The sequence below is a fragment of the Halococcus sp. AFM35 genome, assembly GCF_051195015.1.
Taxonomy (GTDB): Archaea; Halobacteriota; Halobacteria; order Halobacteriales; family Halococcaceae; genus Halococcus.
Map to the genome: position 1 here is coordinate 84235 of NZ_JBNTJU010000003.1, position 16423 is coordinate 100657.

Consider the following 16423-nt stretch of genomic DNA (forward strand, 5'->3'; position numbering starts at 1 on the left):
CGGTGGCCGGGGACGGGCGTGCTGACCTGGCATCGTTCGTCGACGTATGGATGAAACGATTGACTCTCCTTATAAATGCTTTGTGGTGGAGTACGTGTCGTTCGGAGGGCTTCAGCCGAAACAGCGTTCTCAACGTGGTTCGGCGACGACCGCGAGATGGTCGGCGTGAAACGGGTCGAGCCGGCGGCTGTCGAGGATTGTGTAGGTTTCGCGCAGCTCGTCGAGCGCGTCGGCGAAGACGTCGCCGGGGTCGCGTGTCGCGTCCTCGCTTCTCGCTTTGATGGCCAGACAGAGGTGTCCGTCGTCAGCCAAGAACTGCCGGTTCGCCCGCGCGACCCGAGCCTGTCCGCGCGTCGCGACGTCCTGGACGAGCACGTCGAGACCGCTCTCGACGACGTGGGCGTAGGTTTCGGGCTTGCGAGCGTCCTTGAGCAGCGGTATGAGGTTCTCGCGTGTCTCGGCGACCGACAGCAGGTCGCCCATCGGCCGCGCGGCGAACTCGACGGCGTAGGTGGGGCCACAGACGTCCGCGACGTGGCTCACGGTCGTGCCGTTGGCGGCGCCGAGGTAGAGTACCCCACCTCCCCTTTCGAGACCCGGCTCCATCCCGAGTTCGTACATCGCACCGACTTTCGAGCGGTGGGCGTCCCACGCGCGCCAGCCGTCGGCGACCGGTTCGCCGTAGACCGCTTCTCCCCGGGTTGCAAGGCGCTGCTCGCCGTCGATATCACGGTATTGCACCCCCTCAGGCAGCGCCATCGTCCTCCCCACCGGTGCGGATTTGGCGCATGCGCTCGTCGAGGTCGGTTTCGAGGTCCGGGCGGCGGTCGCCAGCGTAGTGGTCGATGCGCGCGGCGATGGTGAGCTTGCCGGCGAGCGCGCGCGCCGCCGACCCACGCTTTTCGGGGCGCGTCCCGCGAACGTACTCGTGGACGTAGATGACGCCGTGTTTCGGCGAGGGGGCCTGTCCACGGAGATGGGCGAAGAGTGCCTCCTCAGCGCCGAGGACCTGCATCGTGCTGCTCGACGTCTTCGCCAGCGATTCGAGTCCGCCGGCGAGCGCGAGCAGTCGCGCGGCGAGCGTCGGCCCGGCGAGCGCCGCGAGGTTCGGCGCGGCGGTTCGCACGACGCGTTCGACGTACCGTTCGAGCGATGCCCGCTCTGCGTCGAGCGCGACCGCCCGCTCGGCGAGCGCGACCAGTCGTTCGTCGGCCGGATTCTCGATGGGAGTGTCGGCGAGTTCGCGGCAGTAGTCGAGTCCCGTCCCCGACTCGGGGTAGCGACTGCCGGCCCACTCGGCGACGCGTTCGGCGAGTTCGTTCGCCATCCGGCCGGCGTCGTCCATCGCGCGCACGGCGTGAATCACCTGCTGGTCGTCAGCGCGTTCGCGTGCTTCCATTTCGTCCCGAGCCGCCGAAATCGCCGTCTCGTGCAAGCGGGCGTAATATTCCCCCTCGTCGACGGCAAACCCCGACTCGATGGCTCTGGTGGGCCACTCGTCCGGCGCGTCGGCGCTGCCATCGCGGACACGCCCCGCCCCCACCTCGTCGGCCGCGAGACCCGCGAACCATCCCTCGCTCATGCCCGTCGTAGCGAACCGGCGGCGAAAAGCGACCCGGTACGCACCGCGCCGACGACTCTCTAGCACGGACCGGTTCTACGCGTGTGCATCCAATGCGAAAGGACATCAACGCCACCGGAGCCGATGGCCGACACCTCTAGAGCGAAGCGGGCGGTACCTACAGGAGGACGACAGCGCCATCACCGACGAGGTATTGGGTACCGTCGGGTGGAGCCAACGCAACGGGTTTCCACCGCGGGCGACTTTCGACAGGATTTAACCCACGGGTACACAGGTCAGGGTATGAGCGAAAGCGACTCCGCATCGACACAGTCACGAACCTGTGTCTCCTGTGGCATCGACATCTCGGGCACCAACGCCGCCGCCTTCGCGTGCCCGGAGTGTGGCACACGCATCTACCGCTGTTCGAAATGCCGCAAGCAGAGCAACCTCTATGAGTGCCCCGACTGCGGCTTTACGGGTCCCTGAAAATGGGGAAGGTCGCCGCGAAGCTCAAGGTGATGCCCCAGAGTCCGGAAGTCGACCTCGACGACCTCCAGGAGGAACTCGAAGACTCGCTGCCCGAGGGAGCGAGAATCAACGGCTTCGAACGCGACGACGTCGCCTTCGGGCTTGTCGCGCTGTTGCCGACCGTCATCGTCCCCGATAGCGCGGGCGGAACCGAGAGCGTCGAAGAGGCCTTCGGCAGCGTCGGTCGCGTCGAGAGCGTCGAGGTCCAGAACGTCGGCCGCATCTGAGCGGTTCGGTGCCGTCGGACGCGCTCGTGTGCGACTCACACGGGGTTCGTCGAACGCAGTGTATCTCTCCGTTTGCGTTCACATACTGGACAGCCGAACCACCGGGTGGACGGTAACGCGTGTCCGACGGCAGAACACACGTTTTATACGGACCGCTCCGCAACGCCGACCATATGCCGAACTCCAAGGGACCACTCAAGAAAACCCGGAACAAACTCTCGAACGACCCGCGCGAGCGTGGCACCTCGCCACCACAGCGCGCCATCGAGAACTTTTCGGCTGGCGAGCGCGTCCACCTCCGTATCGACCCGAGCGTGCCCGACGGCCGCTTCCACCCGCGATTCAACGGCCACACCGGCGAGGTGCTCGGCGAACAGGGTAGCGCCTACCGCGTGCGCATCGTCGACGGCGAGAAGGACAAGACGATCATCGTCACCGCCGCCCATCTCCGCCGGCAGGAATGACGATATTCAAGGAGCAACTCGACGAGGAGTACCTCACGCTCGCCGAAACGAAGGAGCTGCTGGCCGACATCGAGACCGAGCGCGCGGCCGACGAAGACCGGGAGATGCGCTACGAACTCGCCCGCGCCATCGACCACGTCAACCGGTTCGCCGACCTCACGGTCGAGGAGTCCCGGGAGTTCGTCGACGAACTCGAAGGGTTGGAGAAGGTCGACGAGCCGACGGCGTACAAGATCGCCAATCTCCGTCCCGCAGACCGCGACGAACTCCGCGCCATCTACGCACAGGAGCGGTATTCGCTCTCGGGCGAGGAACTCGACGCCATCCTCGACGTGGTCGCTCGCTACGAGTGACCGGCACGGACTTAAGTGCGTCCTCGGCGTAAGCGAGGAATATGAGCGATGCCGAGAGCGCCGACGACCAGCGTCATGCGGTCGTCCTCGATATGTTGCCGACCGGCCGGCCCGACGACGACCGGCCGCCACAGCAGAAATCGCCGCTTGCCTACGCCCTCGGCGAGACCGACTTTCGCCTCACCGAACTCACGCTCGCCGACGGGACCGACATCGGTTTCAGCGACCGTGTCAGCCTCGACGAGTCGACCATCGAATCCTCGCGGCCCGTCGCGTTCGATGGGCTATCGAGCGCCGCCACCTCCGAACTCGACTACGCCATCGAGGCGACCATCGACCGCGACGAACGGCGGTTCGTCGATTTCTACAACGACGCCCAGCCCATCACCCTCCGACTCCACCAGCTCAACCTCCTCCCCGGTATCGGGAAGAAGCTCAGGAACTCGGTTCTCGACGAGCGCAAGCGACAGCCCTTCGAGAGCTTCGACGACCTCGAAGAGCGCGTCGCCGGTCTCCACCGACCCAAGGAAATCCTCATCGAGCGCATCCGCGAGGAGTTGCGCGACGAGGACCTGAAGTACCGCATCTTCGTCGGGCGCGACGAGGGAAGTGAGTAGGGTTTTGTCGGCCGCGTCGCTAGCGCCGCCATGAACGAGCGAACGCCGAGAGCATGGCCGGCGGGCGGGTGGCGATGAGCGACGGGCGCGACCCCGACGCGCTGCTCGGACGGGCGGGCGTGCGCGGCGACCCGAATCAGGACCAGCACTTCCTCGTCGACGACCGCGTGCTCGACCGGTTGCCGACTCGTGCGAACGGGTTCGATACGAGCCACGTCCTCGAAATCGGGGCCGGCACCGGCGCGCTGACCGACCGCCTGCTCGATTGTGCCGAGCGCGTGACGGCAATCGAACGCGACAGCCGCCTCGCCGACTTCCTCCGCGAGGAGTTCGCCGACGCCATCGAATCGGGACGGCTCACGGTCGTCGAGGGTGACGCCCTTTCGGTCGACCTCCCCGAGTTCACGGCCTCGATATCGAACCTCCCCTACGGGATTTCGAGCGAGATACTGTTCCGGCTGCTCCCCCGGAAGCGGCCGCTGGTCGCCACCGTTCAGAGGGAATTTGCCGAGCGGATGGTCGCAGCGCCCGGGAGCGCCGAGTACGGTCGGCTGTCGGTGACGGCGGGCCACTACGCCGACTGTGAAATCGTCGAAACCATCCCTCCGGAGGGGTTTGCGCCGCCACCGGCCGTCGAGAGCGCCGTCGTGCGAGCTACGCCGCGCGACCCCAGTTATACCGTGCCCGAAGAGAGATTTCTGGCGCTCGTCAGGGGTGTGTTCACCCAGCGGCGCAAGACGCTGCGGAACGCGATCCGGAACACGACCCACATCACGGGCATCGAACGGCCCGAATCCGTCGTCGAAGCCGCCGACGAGGGGCTACTCGGCAAGCGGGCGGGCGAGCTCGCTCCCGCGGAGTTCGCCGCGCTCACCGAACTGGCAACCGAGTATGGCGACAACTCGCGGGTGGAAGAGTGATTCGAGCACGGCCCGCAACCGGTGGGCGTTCTCATGGCGGGTGCGATACGGGATGCTAGTTCCGGAGTTCCTCAGGCGGATACAGGCGGCGTATTTCGCCTCGACCGGGGCGCAGTTGCTCGGCAGCCTCGCCGCGCTCGTCGCCCTCGGCGGGGCCATCACACTCGTCAACCGGGCCGGCAGACCGCTCAAGCGCCGGTATAGCTCCCGACTCACGGAGGCGCTTCAGGCCGGCGTCGTGGCCGTCTGGGTGGCCCTCACCGTGCTCTGGCTCACGGTCGTCTGGCGCGTCGTTCCGGCCCTCGGGCTGGTGCTCGATGCACTCTCGGTGAACCGCTGGACCGGCGCTCGACTGTTGCTCATCAGCGGGGTGGTCGTCACCGCCTACCTGCTGATACGGCTCATCAATCGCTCAATCGACCGTCTTGCAGAGGAGCACGGGGCGATAACCGACCACCAGAGCGAGGTCGCCTACCACGTCGCCGACGTCGGCGTGGCCGTGGCGGCGGCGTTCGTCTCGCTTGCGGTCTGGGGGATTCAGCTCAGCCAGCTCTTTCTCGGTGCGGGCGTTCTCGGCGCGGTCATCGGGCTGGCGGCCCGCGAGACAATCGGCTCGATAACGGCCGGGTTCGTGCTGCTGTTTTTGCGGCCGTTCCGCGTCGGCGACTGGATCGAAGTCGGCGACTACGAGGGTATCGTCAGGGACGTCACCATCGTCAACACGAAAATCCGGACGTTCAACGACGAGCACGTGCTGATTCCGAACGACCAGATAACGAGCGAGCCACTCGTGAATCTCTCGGAGAACAACCGCTTGCGGGTCGACATCGAGGTCGGCATCGACTACGCGACCGACCTCGAAGCGGTGACCGCGGTCGCCGAGGAGGCGATGGAGGAGATGGACGAGCCGCGCTCGGTGCCGTCGCCACGGGCCGTCCTGAAGCGCTTCGGCGATTCGAGCATCGTCCTCGAAGCGCGCTTCTGGGTCGACGACCCGAGTTCGCGGCGGGTCTGGGAGGCGAAAACCGCCGTCATCCAGTCGATAAAGGCGGCGTTCGACCGCGAGGGAATCTCAATTGCCTACCCGCAGCGCGTGCTCGCCGCGCGCGAGGAGTCCGGCGAGGTCGGCCCGCACGCAGAGCGTGGAAGTCTCAGGCCCGCCGGAGGCAAGTAACATGGGTCTCGACGAGCGCCGCGAGCGAGAGAAAGTCTATCAGCCGGCCGAGGACTCACATCTGCTGGCGACGGCCGCCCGCGGGGAAGCCTCGCCGACCGACCGCGCGCTCGATGTGGGCACCGGTTCGGGCTACGTCGCGGCCGCGATGGCCGAAACGGGTGCGTACGTCCTCGGCACGGACCCGAACCCACACGCCTGCCGAGAGGCCCGCGACAACGACATCAGAGTCGTTCGGGGAAACCTCACCGATCCGTTTCGGGCGGGAGCGTTCGACCTCGTGACGTTCAACCCACCATACCTGCCGACCACCCCCGAGGAGGCGGTCGGCGACTGGATGGAGATGGCGCTTGCGGGTGGCGAGAGCGGCCGCGACGTCATCGAGCCGTTTCTCGCCGACGTCGGGCGTGTGCTTGCCTCAGAGGGTCGAGTGCTCCTGCTGGTGAGCAGCCTGAGCGACATCGAGACCGTCGTCGAACGCGCGAACGAGGCGGGTTTCGCTTCGACGACCGTCGACGAGGAATCGTTCCCCTTCGAGACGCTCTCGGTGCTCCGCCTCGACCGCGAATGATTACTGATGGGTATATCCGTGAGTAGCAAATATTAAGCGCCGTCATTCCCCAGTTCACTCATGACGGAATTCGTCGCCACGACGCCCGGCGTGTTTCCGCTGCCGGACTGGGCGAAAGACCGGCTGGGGAGCCTGAAGGGCCACCAGAAGGAGGACCTCGTCGATGGAAGCGAGGGCACCGACGTGACGGACGTCTACGAGGAGGCCCGCGCGACCGTCGCCGACTGGCAGGCGACCGCCGGACTCGACAGGACCGTCGAGGGCCAACTCCGCTGGGACGACATGCTCGCCCACCCGCTCTGTGTCCACGACGGGGTCGAGACGCGCGGCATCGTCCGCTACTACGACAACAACAACTTCTACCGGGAGCCGGTCGTCACGGGGGAGCTGGCATTCGATGGCGACCTCGCCGACGATCTCGATGCGCTCGCGGCGCTTGAGACCGATACACCACTGCAGGCAGTCGTTCCGGGACCGTACTCGCTTGCGGACCTCGCCACCGACGAATTTTATGAGGATGACGCGGAGTTCCGTGACGCCATCACCAACTTCCTTGCGGGCGAGGTGCGCGCGTTTCCCGACGTGGAGACCGTCTTTCTCCTCGAACCGTCGCTAGTCGTGAACCCGCCCGAAGACGGTGCTGACGAGCGCGCGAGCGACGCCATCGACCGGGTTGCCGAGGCGACCGACGCCGATGTGGTTGTCCAGACCTACTGGGGGGCACTGGAGGAGAAAGTGCACGCTCACCTGCTCGATGCCAACGTCGACGCCGTGGGCTACGATTTCGTCACGAACCACGAGGACAATCTGTACAATATCAACGAGTACGGCACGACCGAGGATATCGCGCTCGGGCTGGCCGACGGCCAGAACACGCTGGTCGAAGAGCCCGAGACAATCGCCGAGCGCGCCGCGTGGGTCGACGAGCAAACGCCGAGTGCGGACTTCGAAACGATGTACATGACGACGAACACCGAACTGTTCTACCTGCCGGTGAGTCGCTGCGTCGAGAAGCTCGAAGCGCTGGCCGCGGGGGCCGCCCGCGCCAACGAGGAGGTGGACGCATGAGCCGCGAGCAGTTCCGGCCGACTGACCACTCGAACGAGCACTTCATCCTCACCACCGTGGTGGGTAGCTACCCGAAGCCGAAGTGGCTCGACCGCATGCGCGAATCACACGACGCCGGCGACTTCGACGAGAGCGAGTGGGAGGAAGCAAGCGACGACGCCGCCCGCCTCATCACCCACGAACACGAGCGCGCGGGGCTGGACGCCGTGGTCGACGGCGAGATGCGCCGGAACGAGATGGTCGAGTTCTTCGCCGACCGCATCGAGGGCTACGAATTCAACGGCCCAGTAAAGGTCTGGGGCCACAACTACTTCGACAAGCCTTCAGTGGTGAGCGAGGTCGCCTACGACGAATCGTGGCTCGTCTCGGAGTTCGAGTTCACCAATGACGTTGCCGAGCGCCCGGTGAAAGTCCCCATCACCGGTCCCTATACGCTCGCCAGCTGGAGTTTCAACGAGGCCTACGACGACGACCGCGAACTCGCGCTCGCGCTCGCGGACCTCGTGAACGAGGAGATTCGAAAGCTGGTCGATGCGGGCGCGCGCTACATCCAGATCGACGAACCCGCCCTCGCCACGACGCCCGACGACCACGCCATCGTCGGCGAGGCGCTCGACCGCATTGTAACTGGGCTCCCCGAGGAGGTTCGCGTGGGTCTGCACGTCTGCTACGGCGACTATTCGAGAATCTATCCCGAAATCCTCGACTTTCCCATCGACGAGTTCGACGTCGAACTCGCAAACGGCGACTACGAGCAGTTGGACGTGTTCAAAGAGCCCGAATTCGACCTCGACCTCGCGCTCGGCGTCACCGACGTCCACGTCGCCGAGGTCGAATCGGTCGCCGAAATCAAGGCGAACATCGAGAAGGGTCTCGAAATCGTTCCTCCAGAACGGCTGACCGTGAGTCCCGACTGCGGAGTGAAACTCCTTCCCCGGGATGTGGCCTACGGCAAGATGGAAAACATGGTCACGGCCGCCCGCGAGGTCGAGCGCGAACTCGACGCCGGCGACATCGAAGTCGGTGCGGCCGCCGACGACTGACGACCCGTTTTGCAGCGGTCAGCGCTCGCGGACGGACATCTCGACGGGGTCGGCAGGATGGAGCGTCAGCGTCGGCTGGAAGTCGAACGACGCGCTCGATTCGAGGTCGAGATGGTAGTCCTGTGCGACCGTGGCGATGATGAACTTCGCTTCGAGCAGCGAGAGCTGCTTGCCGATGCACGACCGGGGACCGGCACCGAACGGGAAATAGGAGTAACTCGGCCGCTCGCTCCGGCGGGCTGGTTTCCAACGGTCGGGGTCGAACGTCTCGGGGTCGTCGTACCACCGGGGGTCGCGGTGGACGGCCCACTGGGGCAGCATGAGCAACGACCCGCACGGCAGGCGATAGCCGCCGAGGTCGACCGGCTCCGTTGCGGTTCGAAAGAGGGTGTACACCGGCGGGTAGAGCCGCATCGCCTCGTTGAGCACGCGGTCGGTGTAGTCGAGTTCTCTGACACTTTCGGCCGTCGGCGGCTCGCCGCCAAGCACCGCGTCGAGTTCGTCGTGAAGTCGTGCCTCGACGTCGGGATGGCGCGCGAGGAGATGCCACGTGTAGGTGAGGGTGAGCGCCGTCGTGTCGTGGCCCGCGAGCAGCATCGTCATCATCTCGTCGCGTATCTGTGCGCGGTCGACTTCCGGGGTCTCCGATTGAGCATCGAACAGCAGCGAGAGCATGTCCGGCCCGCCTGCCTGCGGTCCCTGCCGGTCGCGGAGAACATCTCGAAGCACGTCTTCGAGGACGGCTATCGACTCCTGATAGTTACGCTGCTCGCGCGTCGGTACCCACTCGGGCATCAGGAAGCCGCGTATCGTCGGACTGAACTGGTTGCCGACCGGCTGGAGGCTCTCCTGGACGCGCTCGACGGTCTCGTCGTCGAGTTCGACGCCCATCATCGCGCTGGTGATGATTTTGAGGGTCACTTTCGCCATCGCGATATCGACCTCGATGGTCTCGCCCTCATCCCATTCTGTGGCTAGCTCCGCGGCGTACTCGGCCATCAGGCCTGCACACTCGTCGAGCCGACTTCTGAGAAACGCCGGCTGCATCCGCTGGCGCTGTCGTTTCCACGTCCCGCCCTCGCTGAGCAACAGCCCGTCCCCGAGCAGGTTACCGATTGCGTCCGCCTGAAACTGTGGCTTGGCGTATTCGCCCTCGTCGCTCACGAGGACGCGCTCGATGTCGTCGGGGTTCGTCACCATGTACGCCTGCTCGGGACCGAGCGTGAACTGCGCGATGTCGCCGTAGGCGTCCCGAACCGCCGTCATGAACCGCAGTGGGTCCTGGGCGTAGTGATAGGAGTTGCCGACCACCGGCAGGCCCTTCGGCCCGGGAGGGGTGGTGCTCATACCGATAACAGGGGTCAACGACACTTGAACGGTCGGAAATGGTATATAGCGAACGTTTCCGTTTCCGGCTCGAATCCGCGACAAGTCGTGCTCCGAGCCGGACGTCGAGCGTCGGTCAGCGACGACGCTGCGAAGACAATGCCAGTCGAACCCGCCCGCGATTCGGCAACGGTATAATATACCGGAAATACGGTGGGCAACCGTTTTGCCACCGGGCTGTGTGTCCCATTCATGAGCCGCCGCTTTTACGTTGCGTTCGCGCTGGTCGCCCTCGTCGTGGCGAGTGGCTGTACGATTCCCGGTGGGTCGCTGACCGCTGAGGCCAGTCCCGTCTCCGTCGAGAACGAGACGCTCGACGCGACCGGCTACACCGTCGACGAAAGTGCCACCATCGCGTTCAACGAGACCGTCGGCATCAAGGGCGAAAACCACGAAGTGGGTGTGAAAAACCACATCAAAACGTACACACACCCAGAGCACGCGGGACGGTTCGTCGTCTTCAGCACGCCGAGTCCCGACACCGACGGTGCGCCGGTGAACCCGTTCGCAAAGCCCTCGGAGCGCCGTGACGTCGGCCGAATGCTCGGCGAACTGAACAACACGAGCGCGCTCACCGTCGAGGACAGGCAGAACGTCACGCTGGCCGGCCAGCAGACAGGGTTAGTGACTTACGCGACGACCAACCAGTCGGGCGGGGAGACCACACCGGTGTTCGTCCACGTCGCCGTTGCAGAGGACGCCGGTGATGCCGTGGTCGCCGTCAGCGTCCACCCGCAGTCGGTCGCTGCTGACAACGCCACGAAGCGGCTCGTCGAGAACGTCGAACACGGTGAGTCGGCATGAGAGGCGACCTCGACCCGCAGGTCGAGAACCTGCTCGACCTCTTGAATGACTACGACATCTCGCTGTCGGGCGATGTCGCCCAATCGCGCCAGCAGCTCGACACCATGATGGACCTCGCCGGTGACGACCCCGTGGAAGTGGGAACGGTTGCTGAGTTCTCCATTCCGGCCGAGGGACGCGACCTGCCGGCGCGAGCGTACGTCCCCGAGGGAGAGGGGCCGTTTCCGACTGTTGCCTTCTTCCACGGCGGCGGGTTCGTCCTCGGGAGTCTGGACGGGTACGACAACCTCTGTCGGCTACTGGCTCGGCGGGGTGGCTGTCTCGTGGCTTCGGTGGACTATCGGCTCGCGCCGGAGCATCCGTGGCCGGCGGCGCTCGAAGACGCCTATGCGGCGACGAACTGGCTTTCGAGCAACGCCGAGCGGTTCTCGGGCGACGGAAGCCGGCTGGCGGTCGCCGGCGACAGCGCCGGCGGGAACCTCTCGGCGACGCTTTCGCTGCTGGCCCGCGAGCGTGGGATGCCCGATATCGACGCACAGGTGTTGCTGTACCCGGCGACGGCGTATCTGGAGCCGATGGACTCGCGGGCGGAGAACGCTTCGGGCTACTTCCTCACCGCCGAGGACCTGCTGTGGTTTCTCGACCAGTACATCGAGAACGAACTCGACGCGCACAACCCGCTGGCCTTCCCGCTGTCGGCCCGGGACCTCTCGGACTTGCCGCCGGCGTTCGTCATGACCTGTGGGTTCGACCCGCTGCGCGATGAGGGGGTCGCCTATGCCGAGCGGCTCCGCGAGGCCGGCGTCGCCGTCGAACACGCGAACTACGAGTCGATGATACACGGCTTCCTCAACATGGAGGGTATCGTCGACCGCGCGCACGACGGCATCGACGAGGTCGCGGCGTATCTCCGCGACGAACTCCGTGAGTGACGTCCGGCCGCCGCACGGTAGCGGCGCGGTCGTCGTGGCGGTGCAGTTGTAGTGGCGGTCGCGGTGCGGTCCTCGGCGGATGAAGGGCGAGCGACGGGCGGCGTGAACGGAGTGAACAGCGAGGGACGCTTCGCGTCCCTCGGGCAACCGGCGTGGAGCGCCGGCGACGCCGCCAAGCGAACGGGGAGCGCAGCGACACGTGAGCGAACGAGCACCGCGAGCGAGCGAAGCGAGTGAGCGGGAGCTTTTGATGTCTTGCTGAACGGAGTGAAGCAAGGTCGGAGCGACTCCGCCGCTCCGGTGGACCTTTTTGCGAGGGGTCGAGCGGGCGTAGCGAGCGAGGTCCTGAAGTAAAAAGGTTTAGCCGAAGTTCTCGACCTTCGCGCGGTCGGGGTCGCCGCCGGCGGCTTGCAGCGCGTCGGTCGCGACATCGAGGAAGTCGGCGAAGCCGTAGACGAACACCTGTTCGTCGGGCGTGCCGGCGAGTGCGTTCTCGACGGCGGCGGTCATCGGTTCGTCCTCGTCGAGGAGGGAGACGGCCGCGCCGGCGTCATCGAGGGCGGTGAGACGCTCGTCGTGGATGGGGTCGTCGTCACGATAGACGATGGCGCTCTCACCACCGTCGTCGAGTGTGCGTTCGGCGATGCCGACTGCGGGACCGACGCCCGGCCCGCCGGCGAGGACGGTCGTACGGGGTTCGTCCTCGTAGTACGCGTTGCCCAACGGGCCGGCCACCGTCACGCTGTCGCCCGGTTCGAGCGCGGCGAGTCGGGGACCGACATCGCCCTCGGGGTCGACGGCGACGGTTATCTCGAAGCTCTCGGCGACGCCGGGCGAGGAGAGCGTGTAGAACCGCGACAGGCGTTCGCCGTCGACATCGAGCGAGAGCTTGACGAACTGTCCGGGGCGGGCGTCGAAGTCGACAGGGGTTTCGATATCGAGCGCGATGGCGTCCGGGCCGACGCTCCGAACGGCTTCGATTGGTGTCCGAGTCGGGTCCATGTAGTCGGTCGCCGTGGTTCGGACAAATGGACTTCGGTCACGGTTCCGAAGCCTTTTCGTCCGCACACCGAGTAGCACGCCCTAGCACATGCCAGACGATTTGAACTGGGCTATCGGCGGCGAAGCCGGCGACGGCATCAATTCGACGGGGAAGATCTTCGCCCAAGCCCTCTCGCGGGCGGGCCGACAGGTCTTCACCTCGAAGGACTTCGCCTCGCGCATCCGTGGTGGATACACCGCCTACAAGGTCCGCAGCTCGACCGAGCGCGTCGCATCGGTCGTCGACAGGCTCGACGTCCTCATCGCGCTGACCCAGCGCACGGTCGAAGAGAACATGGACGAGCTCCACGAGGGGTCGGTCATCATCTACGACGGCGAGCGGACGATGATGGAGGACTTCGAGGCTCCCGAGGGGATGATCGACATGCCCGTGCCGCTGAAATCGCTCGCCGAGAACGCTGGCGGGGCCATCATGCAGAACATCGTCGCGCTCGGAGCTGCGTGTGAAGTGGCGAACTTCCCCATCGAGAACCTCGACGAAGCCCTCGAAAAGCGCTTCGGCGACAAGGGACAATCGATTATCGACAACAACCAGGAGGCCGCCCGCCTCGGCGAGGAGTACGTCCAGGACGAATACGAGCGCGAGGACTTCGGCTACGACATCGAGACCACCGACGACGACTACGTCCTGCTCAATGGCGACGAGGCCATCGGGATGGGCGCGATTGCCGCGGGCTGTCGTTTTTACTCCGGGTATCCCATCACGCCAGCCACGGACGTGATGGAGTACCTGAAGGGTAGATTGGAGCGCTACGGCGGTCACGTGATGCAGGCCGAGGACGAACTCGCGGCCATCAACATGGCGCTTGGCGCGGCACGGGCCGGCGCGCGCGCGATGACCGCCACCAGTGGGCCGGGCATCGACCTGATGGCCGAGACCTTCGGACTCGTCGCCACGAGCGAAACTCCCCTCGTGATCTGTGACGTGATGCGCTCGGGTCCCTCGACGGGGATGCCGACCAAACAGGAACAGGGCGACCTCAACATGACGCTGTTCGGCGGTCACGGCGAGATTCCACGCTTCGTCGTCGCGCCGACCACGGTATCGGAGTGTTTCCACAAAACCATCGAGGCGTTCAACTACGCCGAGAAGTATCAGACACCCGTCTATCTGGTCGCCGACCTCGCGCTCGCGGTCACCGAACAGACCTTCGCACCCGAGGAGTTCGACATGGATAGCGTGGAAATCGACCGGGGAAAACTCGTCGGCGAGAGCGACATCGACACGTGGCTGAACGACAGCGACCAGTTCCAGCCACACTTCCCTGCCGCCGACGGCATCAGCCCCCGCACGCTGCCCGGCACCGCTGGCGGCGCGCACATGACCACCGGTCTCGAACACGACGAACTCGGGCGACGCACCGAGGAACAGGAGGTGCGCATCGAGCAGGTCGACAAGCGAAACCAGAAGATAGAGACCGCGAAGGAGGACGAAGACTGGGACTACCGCGAGTTCGGGGATGACGATGCGGAGACGCTCGTGCTCTCGTGGGGGTCGAACGAGGGCGCGATGCGCGAGGCGATGGACTTTCTCGAAGAGGACGACATCTCGGTTCGGTTCATCTCGGTCCCGTACCTGTTCCCGCGACCCGACCTCTCGGAGGAGATCGAGGCCGCCGAGGAAGTCATCGTCGTCGAGTGCAACGCGACGGGACAGTTCGCCGATGTCCTCGAACACGACAGCCTTACACGACTCAAGCGCGTCAACAAATACAACGGCGTGCGGTTCAAGGCCGACGAACTGGCCGAGCGAATCACCGAGGAACTCGACACGCCACAGGAGGTCCCCACATGAGTTCAGACGTCAGATTCACCGACTTCAAATCGGACAAGCAGCCCACGTGGTGTCCCGGTTGCGGCGACTTCGGGACGATGAACGGCATGATGAAAGCCCTCGCCAACACGGGCAATGACCCCGACAACACCTTCGTCGTGGCCGGCATCGGCTGTTCGGGCAAAATCGGCACGTACATGCACAGCTACGCGCTCCACGGCGTCCACGGCCGCGCCCTACCGGTGGGCATCGGCGTCAAGAGCGCCAACCCCGACCTCGAAGTGATGGTCTCGGGCGGCGACGGCGACGGCTACTCCATCGGCGCGGGCCACTTCGTCCACGCCGTGCGGCGCAACATGGACATGACCTACGTCGTGATGGACAACCGGATTTACGGTCTCACCAAGGGCCAGTTCTCGCCCACCAGTCGGGAGGACTTCGAGACATCCACCTCGCCGGACGGTCCGAAACAGTCACCGGTCAACCCGCTCGCGCTCGCGCTCGCGGCCGACGGCAGCTTCATCGCCCAATCGTTCTCCTCGGACGCCCAGCGCCACGAGGAGATCGTCCAGCAGGCGGTCGAGCACGACGGCTTCGGCTTCGTCAACGTCTATAGCCCCTGCGTGACGTTCAACGACGTCGATACCTACGACTACTTCCGCGACACCATCGTCGACGTCGCTGAGGAGGACCACGACCCGACCGACCGCGACGCCGCACGGGACAAAATCACCGACACAGAGACCGAATACCAGGGTGTCATCTATCAGGACGACGAGTCGGTCCCCTACAACGAGCGCCACGGTCTCGACACGAACATGGCCGACATTCCGGATGGGGCACCCGAGGACGCGACCGACCTCGTCCGCGAGTTCTACTGAACACCCACTTTTTTACTTCGGGGTGTCGCGCGCTCGTTACACTCGCGCGCTCAACCCCTCGCAAAAACCTGGACTAAAAACACCTGCTCGCAAACCGCGCGAGCGGTGTTCTCGTGAACGACCGCAGGGAGTGAGCGAGAGCCAGAGAGACGCGAAGCGTCTCTCGTGAACCGCGCTCGCTCCGCTCGCGCGGACGCCACCTGCCGCTACCGCACAGCACCGCAGAAGCCCTCGCTCACTCGCGGTGCTCGTTCGCTCACGGGTCGCTGCGCTCCCCGTTCGCTTGGCGGCGTGAACAGAGTGAACGCCGCCCGTCGCTCGCCCTTCATCCGCCGAGGACCGCACCGCGACCGCCGCCAGCAGGGGCGGCACGGAACACTGATAACACCGGGCAAAATGGTCGAAGTATGCCCGGCCCGGTGTTTCTGGACGGCGAGCACATCTCACTCAGAACGCCCGAAGAGGAAGACGTCGGGTTCCTCCAGCGCAACATCAACGACCCGCGGGTTCGCCGCCCAATCGGCACGGTCGCACCGATGAGCGCGAGCGACGAAGAAGAGTGGATCGATGGAGCCAACGACGAGGGCGTGTCGCTACTCATCTGCATTGGCGGGGACCCCGTGGGAACCATCGGTCTCTCGGGCATCAACGAGCTATGGGGTCGCGCGGAGGTCGGCTACTGGCTGACCCCGGCGGCGTGGGGCGAGGGCTACGCGACCGCAGCGACAGAACTACTCGTCGAGTATGGCTTCGACCAGCGCCGACTCAACAAAGTCGTCGCCCACGCCTTCGCCTTCAACGCCGGTTCGCGGCGCGTGCTCGAAAAGGTCGGCTTCACCGAGGAGGGCGTCCACCGCGCTGAGGCGTTCGTCAACGGCGAATTCGTCGATGTCCACCGCTACGGGCTGCTCGTCAACGAGTGGCGCGAAGGGGACGAATAACTGTTCTCGAATGCTGACCGGATATGTGTACGGGCCCGTCTTCCAGCCGACGAGATAAGGACTTGAAATACATTATAGAAAAGGTAAGTCTTATCACCCCCTTACTCATCGTAA

Annotated in this window: 20 protein-coding genes; 16 read left to right on the forward strand and 4 right to left on the reverse strand. The window is 65.3% G+C overall.

Annotated elements, in window-relative coordinates:
- Positions 1–129: 129 nt before the first annotated feature.
- Entirely contained in the window at positions 130–759 is a 630-nt protein-coding gene (locus tag ACQUQO_RS03420; RefSeq protein WP_435076543.1) for a fibrillarin-like rRNA/tRNA 2'-O-methyltransferase, read from the reverse strand.
- Positions 746–1582 (reverse strand): NOP5/NOP56 family protein, encoded by an 837-nt coding sequence (locus ACQUQO_RS03425; RefSeq protein WP_435076544.1) that lies wholly within the window; start codon positions 1580–1582, stop codon positions 746–748. Before ACQUQO_RS03425 ends, ACQUQO_RS03420 begins: the two co-directional genes overlap by 14 nt.
- A 282-nt stretch (positions 1583–1864) precedes the next feature.
- On the opposite strand from ACQUQO_RS03425, the gene ACQUQO_RS03430 reads away from it, so the two are divergent.
- The 10 genes from ACQUQO_RS03430 to ACQUQO_RS03475 all read left to right on the forward strand — a co-directional run bounded on the left by ACQUQO_RS03430 (position 1865) and on the right by ACQUQO_RS03475 (position 8529).
- Positions 1865–2050, forward strand: coding sequence for an HVO_2753 family zinc finger protein (locus tag ACQUQO_RS03430; RefSeq protein WP_435076545.1), 186 nt, complete (start codon positions 1865–1867; stop codon positions 2048–2050).
- Between the two features lie 2 nt (positions 2051–2052).
- The gene (locus ACQUQO_RS03435) at positions 2053–2319 is read left to right on the forward strand and encodes an elongation factor 1-beta (protein WP_435076546.1); all 267 of its coding nucleotides are present in this window, start codon (positions 2053–2055) and stop codon (positions 2317–2319) included.
- Positions 2320–2492: 173 nt separating this feature from the next.
- Positions 2493–2783, forward strand: coding sequence for a 50S ribosomal protein L21e (locus tag ACQUQO_RS03440; protein ID WP_435076547.1), 291 nt, complete (start codon positions 2493–2495; stop codon positions 2781–2783).
- Complete coding sequence (locus ACQUQO_RS03445; RefSeq protein WP_435076548.1) at positions 2780–3136, forward strand: RNA polymerase Rpb4 family protein; 357 nt, start codon at positions 2780–2782, stop codon at positions 3134–3136. Before ACQUQO_RS03440 ends, ACQUQO_RS03445 begins: the two co-directional genes overlap by 4 nt.
- Before the next feature lie 41 nt (positions 3137–3177).
- Positions 3178–3753: a DUF655 domain-containing protein gene (locus ACQUQO_RS03450; RefSeq protein WP_435076549.1), complete on the forward strand. Its 576-nt coding sequence runs from the start codon at positions 3178–3180 to the stop codon at positions 3751–3753.
- A 53-nt stretch (positions 3754–3806) separates the two neighbouring features.
- On the forward strand, positions 3807–4673 hold the full coding sequence (locus tag ACQUQO_RS03455; protein WP_435076550.1) for a 16S ribosomal RNA methyltransferase A: 867 nt from the start codon (positions 3807–3809) through the stop codon (positions 4671–4673).
- Entirely contained in the window at positions 4645–5847 is a 1203-nt protein-coding gene (locus ACQUQO_RS03460; RefSeq protein WP_435076551.1) for a mechanosensitive ion channel family protein, read from the forward strand. The genes ACQUQO_RS03455 and ACQUQO_RS03460 overlap by 29 nt, the downstream gene beginning before the upstream one ends.
- A gap of 1 nt (position 5848) precedes the next feature.
- Positions 5849–6418, forward strand: coding sequence for a HemK2/MTQ2 family protein methyltransferase (locus tag ACQUQO_RS03465; RefSeq protein ID WP_435076552.1), 570 nt, complete (start codon positions 5849–5851; stop codon positions 6416–6418).
- A 60-nt stretch (positions 6419–6478) separates the two neighbouring features.
- Positions 6479–7486 carry a 5-methyltetrahydropteroyltriglutamate--homocysteine methyltransferase gene (locus ACQUQO_RS03470; RefSeq protein WP_435076553.1) on the forward strand — a complete coding sequence of 336 codons (1008 nt, stop codon included), beginning with the start codon at positions 6479–6481 and terminating at the stop codon, positions 7484–7486.
- A complete protein-coding gene (locus tag ACQUQO_RS03475) occupies positions 7483–8529 on the forward strand; it encodes a methionine synthase (protein WP_435076554.1) in 1047 nt (348 codons plus the stop codon). Before ACQUQO_RS03470 ends, ACQUQO_RS03475 begins: the two co-directional genes overlap by 4 nt.
- Before the next feature lie 18 nt (positions 8530–8547).
- Here ACQUQO_RS03475 and ACQUQO_RS03480 read toward each other — a convergent pair whose 3' ends face one another.
- A complete protein-coding gene (locus ACQUQO_RS03480; RefSeq protein ID WP_435076555.1) occupies positions 8548–9876 on the reverse strand; it encodes a cytochrome P450 in 1329 nt (442 codons plus the stop codon).
- Between the two features lie 231 nt (positions 9877–10107).
- Between ACQUQO_RS03480 and ACQUQO_RS03485 the strand changes: the two genes are divergently transcribed.
- From ACQUQO_RS03485 to ACQUQO_RS03495, 3 genes are read left to right on the forward strand one after another with little or no spacing between them, the layout of a single operon-like run.
- Positions 10108–10719, forward strand: coding sequence for a DUF6517 family protein (locus ACQUQO_RS03485; protein ID WP_435076556.1), 612 nt, complete (start codon positions 10108–10110; stop codon positions 10717–10719).
- Positions 10716–11651 (forward strand): alpha/beta hydrolase, encoded by a 936-nt coding sequence (locus tag ACQUQO_RS03490; RefSeq protein ID WP_435076558.1) that lies wholly within the window; start codon positions 10716–10718, stop codon positions 11649–11651. The genes ACQUQO_RS03485 and ACQUQO_RS03490 overlap by 4 nt, the downstream gene beginning before the upstream one ends.
- Before the next feature lie 51 nt (positions 11652–11702).
- Complete coding sequence (locus tag ACQUQO_RS03495; RefSeq protein WP_435076559.1) at positions 11703–11888, forward strand: hypothetical protein; 186 nt, start codon at positions 11703–11705, stop codon at positions 11886–11888.
- Positions 11889–12011: 123 nt separating this feature from the next.
- Here ACQUQO_RS03495 and ACQUQO_RS03500 read toward each other — a convergent pair whose 3' ends face one another.
- The gene (locus tag ACQUQO_RS03500) at positions 12012–12653 is read right to left on the reverse strand and encodes a ferredoxin--NADP reductase (RefSeq protein WP_435076560.1); all 642 of its coding nucleotides are present in this window, start codon (positions 12651–12653) and stop codon (positions 12012–12014) included.
- Positions 12654–12741: 88 nt separating this feature from the next.
- Between ACQUQO_RS03500 and ACQUQO_RS03505 the strand changes: the two genes are divergently transcribed.
- From ACQUQO_RS03505 to ACQUQO_RS03515, 3 genes are all read left to right on the forward strand, one after another.
- Positions 12742–14508 (forward strand): 2-oxoacid:acceptor oxidoreductase subunit alpha, encoded by a 1767-nt coding sequence (locus ACQUQO_RS03505; RefSeq protein WP_435076561.1) that lies wholly within the window; start codon positions 12742–12744, stop codon positions 14506–14508.
- Positions 14505–15368 carry a 2-oxoacid:ferredoxin oxidoreductase subunit beta gene (locus ACQUQO_RS03510; RefSeq protein WP_435076562.1) on the forward strand — a complete coding sequence of 288 codons (864 nt, stop codon included), beginning with the start codon at positions 14505–14507 and terminating at the stop codon, positions 15366–15368. Before ACQUQO_RS03505 ends, ACQUQO_RS03510 begins: the two co-directional genes overlap by 4 nt.
- Positions 15369–15775: 407 nt before the next feature.
- Positions 15776–16309: a GNAT family N-acetyltransferase gene (locus ACQUQO_RS03515; RefSeq protein WP_435076563.1), complete on the forward strand. Its 534-nt coding sequence runs from the start codon at positions 15776–15778 to the stop codon at positions 16307–16309.
- Positions 16310–16423: the final 114 nt, after the last annotated feature.

Coding starts and splice junctions, on each gene's coding strand:
- ACQUQO_RS03420 (WP_435076543.1), bottom strand. CDS start 759: ATGGCGCTGCCTGAGGGGGTGCAATACCGTGATATCGACGGCGAGCAG.
- ACQUQO_RS03425 (WP_435076544.1), bottom strand. CDS start 1,582: ATGAGCGAGGGATGGTTCGCGGGTCTCGCGGCCGACGAGGTGGGGGCG.
- ACQUQO_RS03430 (WP_435076545.1), top strand. CDS start 1,865: ATGAGCGAAAGCGACTCCGCATCGACACAGTCACGAACCTGTGTCTCC.
- ACQUQO_RS03435 (WP_435076546.1), top strand. CDS start 2,053: ATGGGGAAGGTCGCCGCGAAGCTCAAGGTGATGCCCCAGAGTCCGGAA.
- ACQUQO_RS03440 (WP_435076547.1), top strand. CDS start 2,493: ATGCCGAACTCCAAGGGACCACTCAAGAAAACCCGGAACAAACTCTCG.
- ACQUQO_RS03445 (WP_435076548.1), top strand. CDS start 2,780: ATGACGATATTCAAGGAGCAACTCGACGAGGAGTACCTCACGCTCGCC.
- ACQUQO_RS03450 (WP_435076549.1), top strand. CDS start 3,178: ATGAGCGATGCCGAGAGCGCCGACGACCAGCGTCATGCGGTCGTCCTC.
- ACQUQO_RS03455 (WP_435076550.1), top strand. CDS start 3,807: ATGGCCGGCGGGCGGGTGGCGATGAGCGACGGGCGCGACCCCGACGCG.
- ACQUQO_RS03460 (WP_435076551.1), top strand. CDS start 4,645: ATGGCGACAACTCGCGGGTGGAAGAGTGATTCGAGCACGGCCCGCAAC.
- ACQUQO_RS03465 (WP_435076552.1), top strand. CDS start 5,849: ATGGGTCTCGACGAGCGCCGCGAGCGAGAGAAAGTCTATCAGCCGGCC.
- ACQUQO_RS03470 (WP_435076553.1), top strand. CDS start 6,479: ATGACGGAATTCGTCGCCACGACGCCCGGCGTGTTTCCGCTGCCGGAC.
- ACQUQO_RS03475 (WP_435076554.1), top strand. CDS start 7,483: ATGAGCCGCGAGCAGTTCCGGCCGACTGACCACTCGAACGAGCACTTC.
- ACQUQO_RS03480 (WP_435076555.1), bottom strand. CDS start 9,876: ATGAGCACCACCCCTCCCGGGCCGAAGGGCCTGCCGGTGGTCGGCAAC.
- ACQUQO_RS03485 (WP_435076556.1), top strand. CDS start 10,108: ATGAGCCGCCGCTTTTACGTTGCGTTCGCGCTGGTCGCCCTCGTCGTG.
- ACQUQO_RS03490 (WP_435076558.1), top strand. CDS start 10,716: ATGAGAGGCGACCTCGACCCGCAGGTCGAGAACCTGCTCGACCTCTTG.
- ACQUQO_RS03500 (WP_435076560.1), bottom strand. CDS start 12,653: ATGGACCCGACTCGGACACCAATCGAAGCCGTTCGGAGCGTCGGCCCG.
- ACQUQO_RS03505 (WP_435076561.1), top strand. CDS start 12,742: ATGCCAGACGATTTGAACTGGGCTATCGGCGGCGAAGCCGGCGACGGC.
- ACQUQO_RS03510 (WP_435076562.1), top strand. CDS start 14,505: ATGAGTTCAGACGTCAGATTCACCGACTTCAAATCGGACAAGCAGCCC.
- ACQUQO_RS03515 (WP_435076563.1), top strand. CDS start 15,776: ATGCCCGGCCCGGTGTTTCTGGACGGCGAGCACATCTCACTCAGAACG.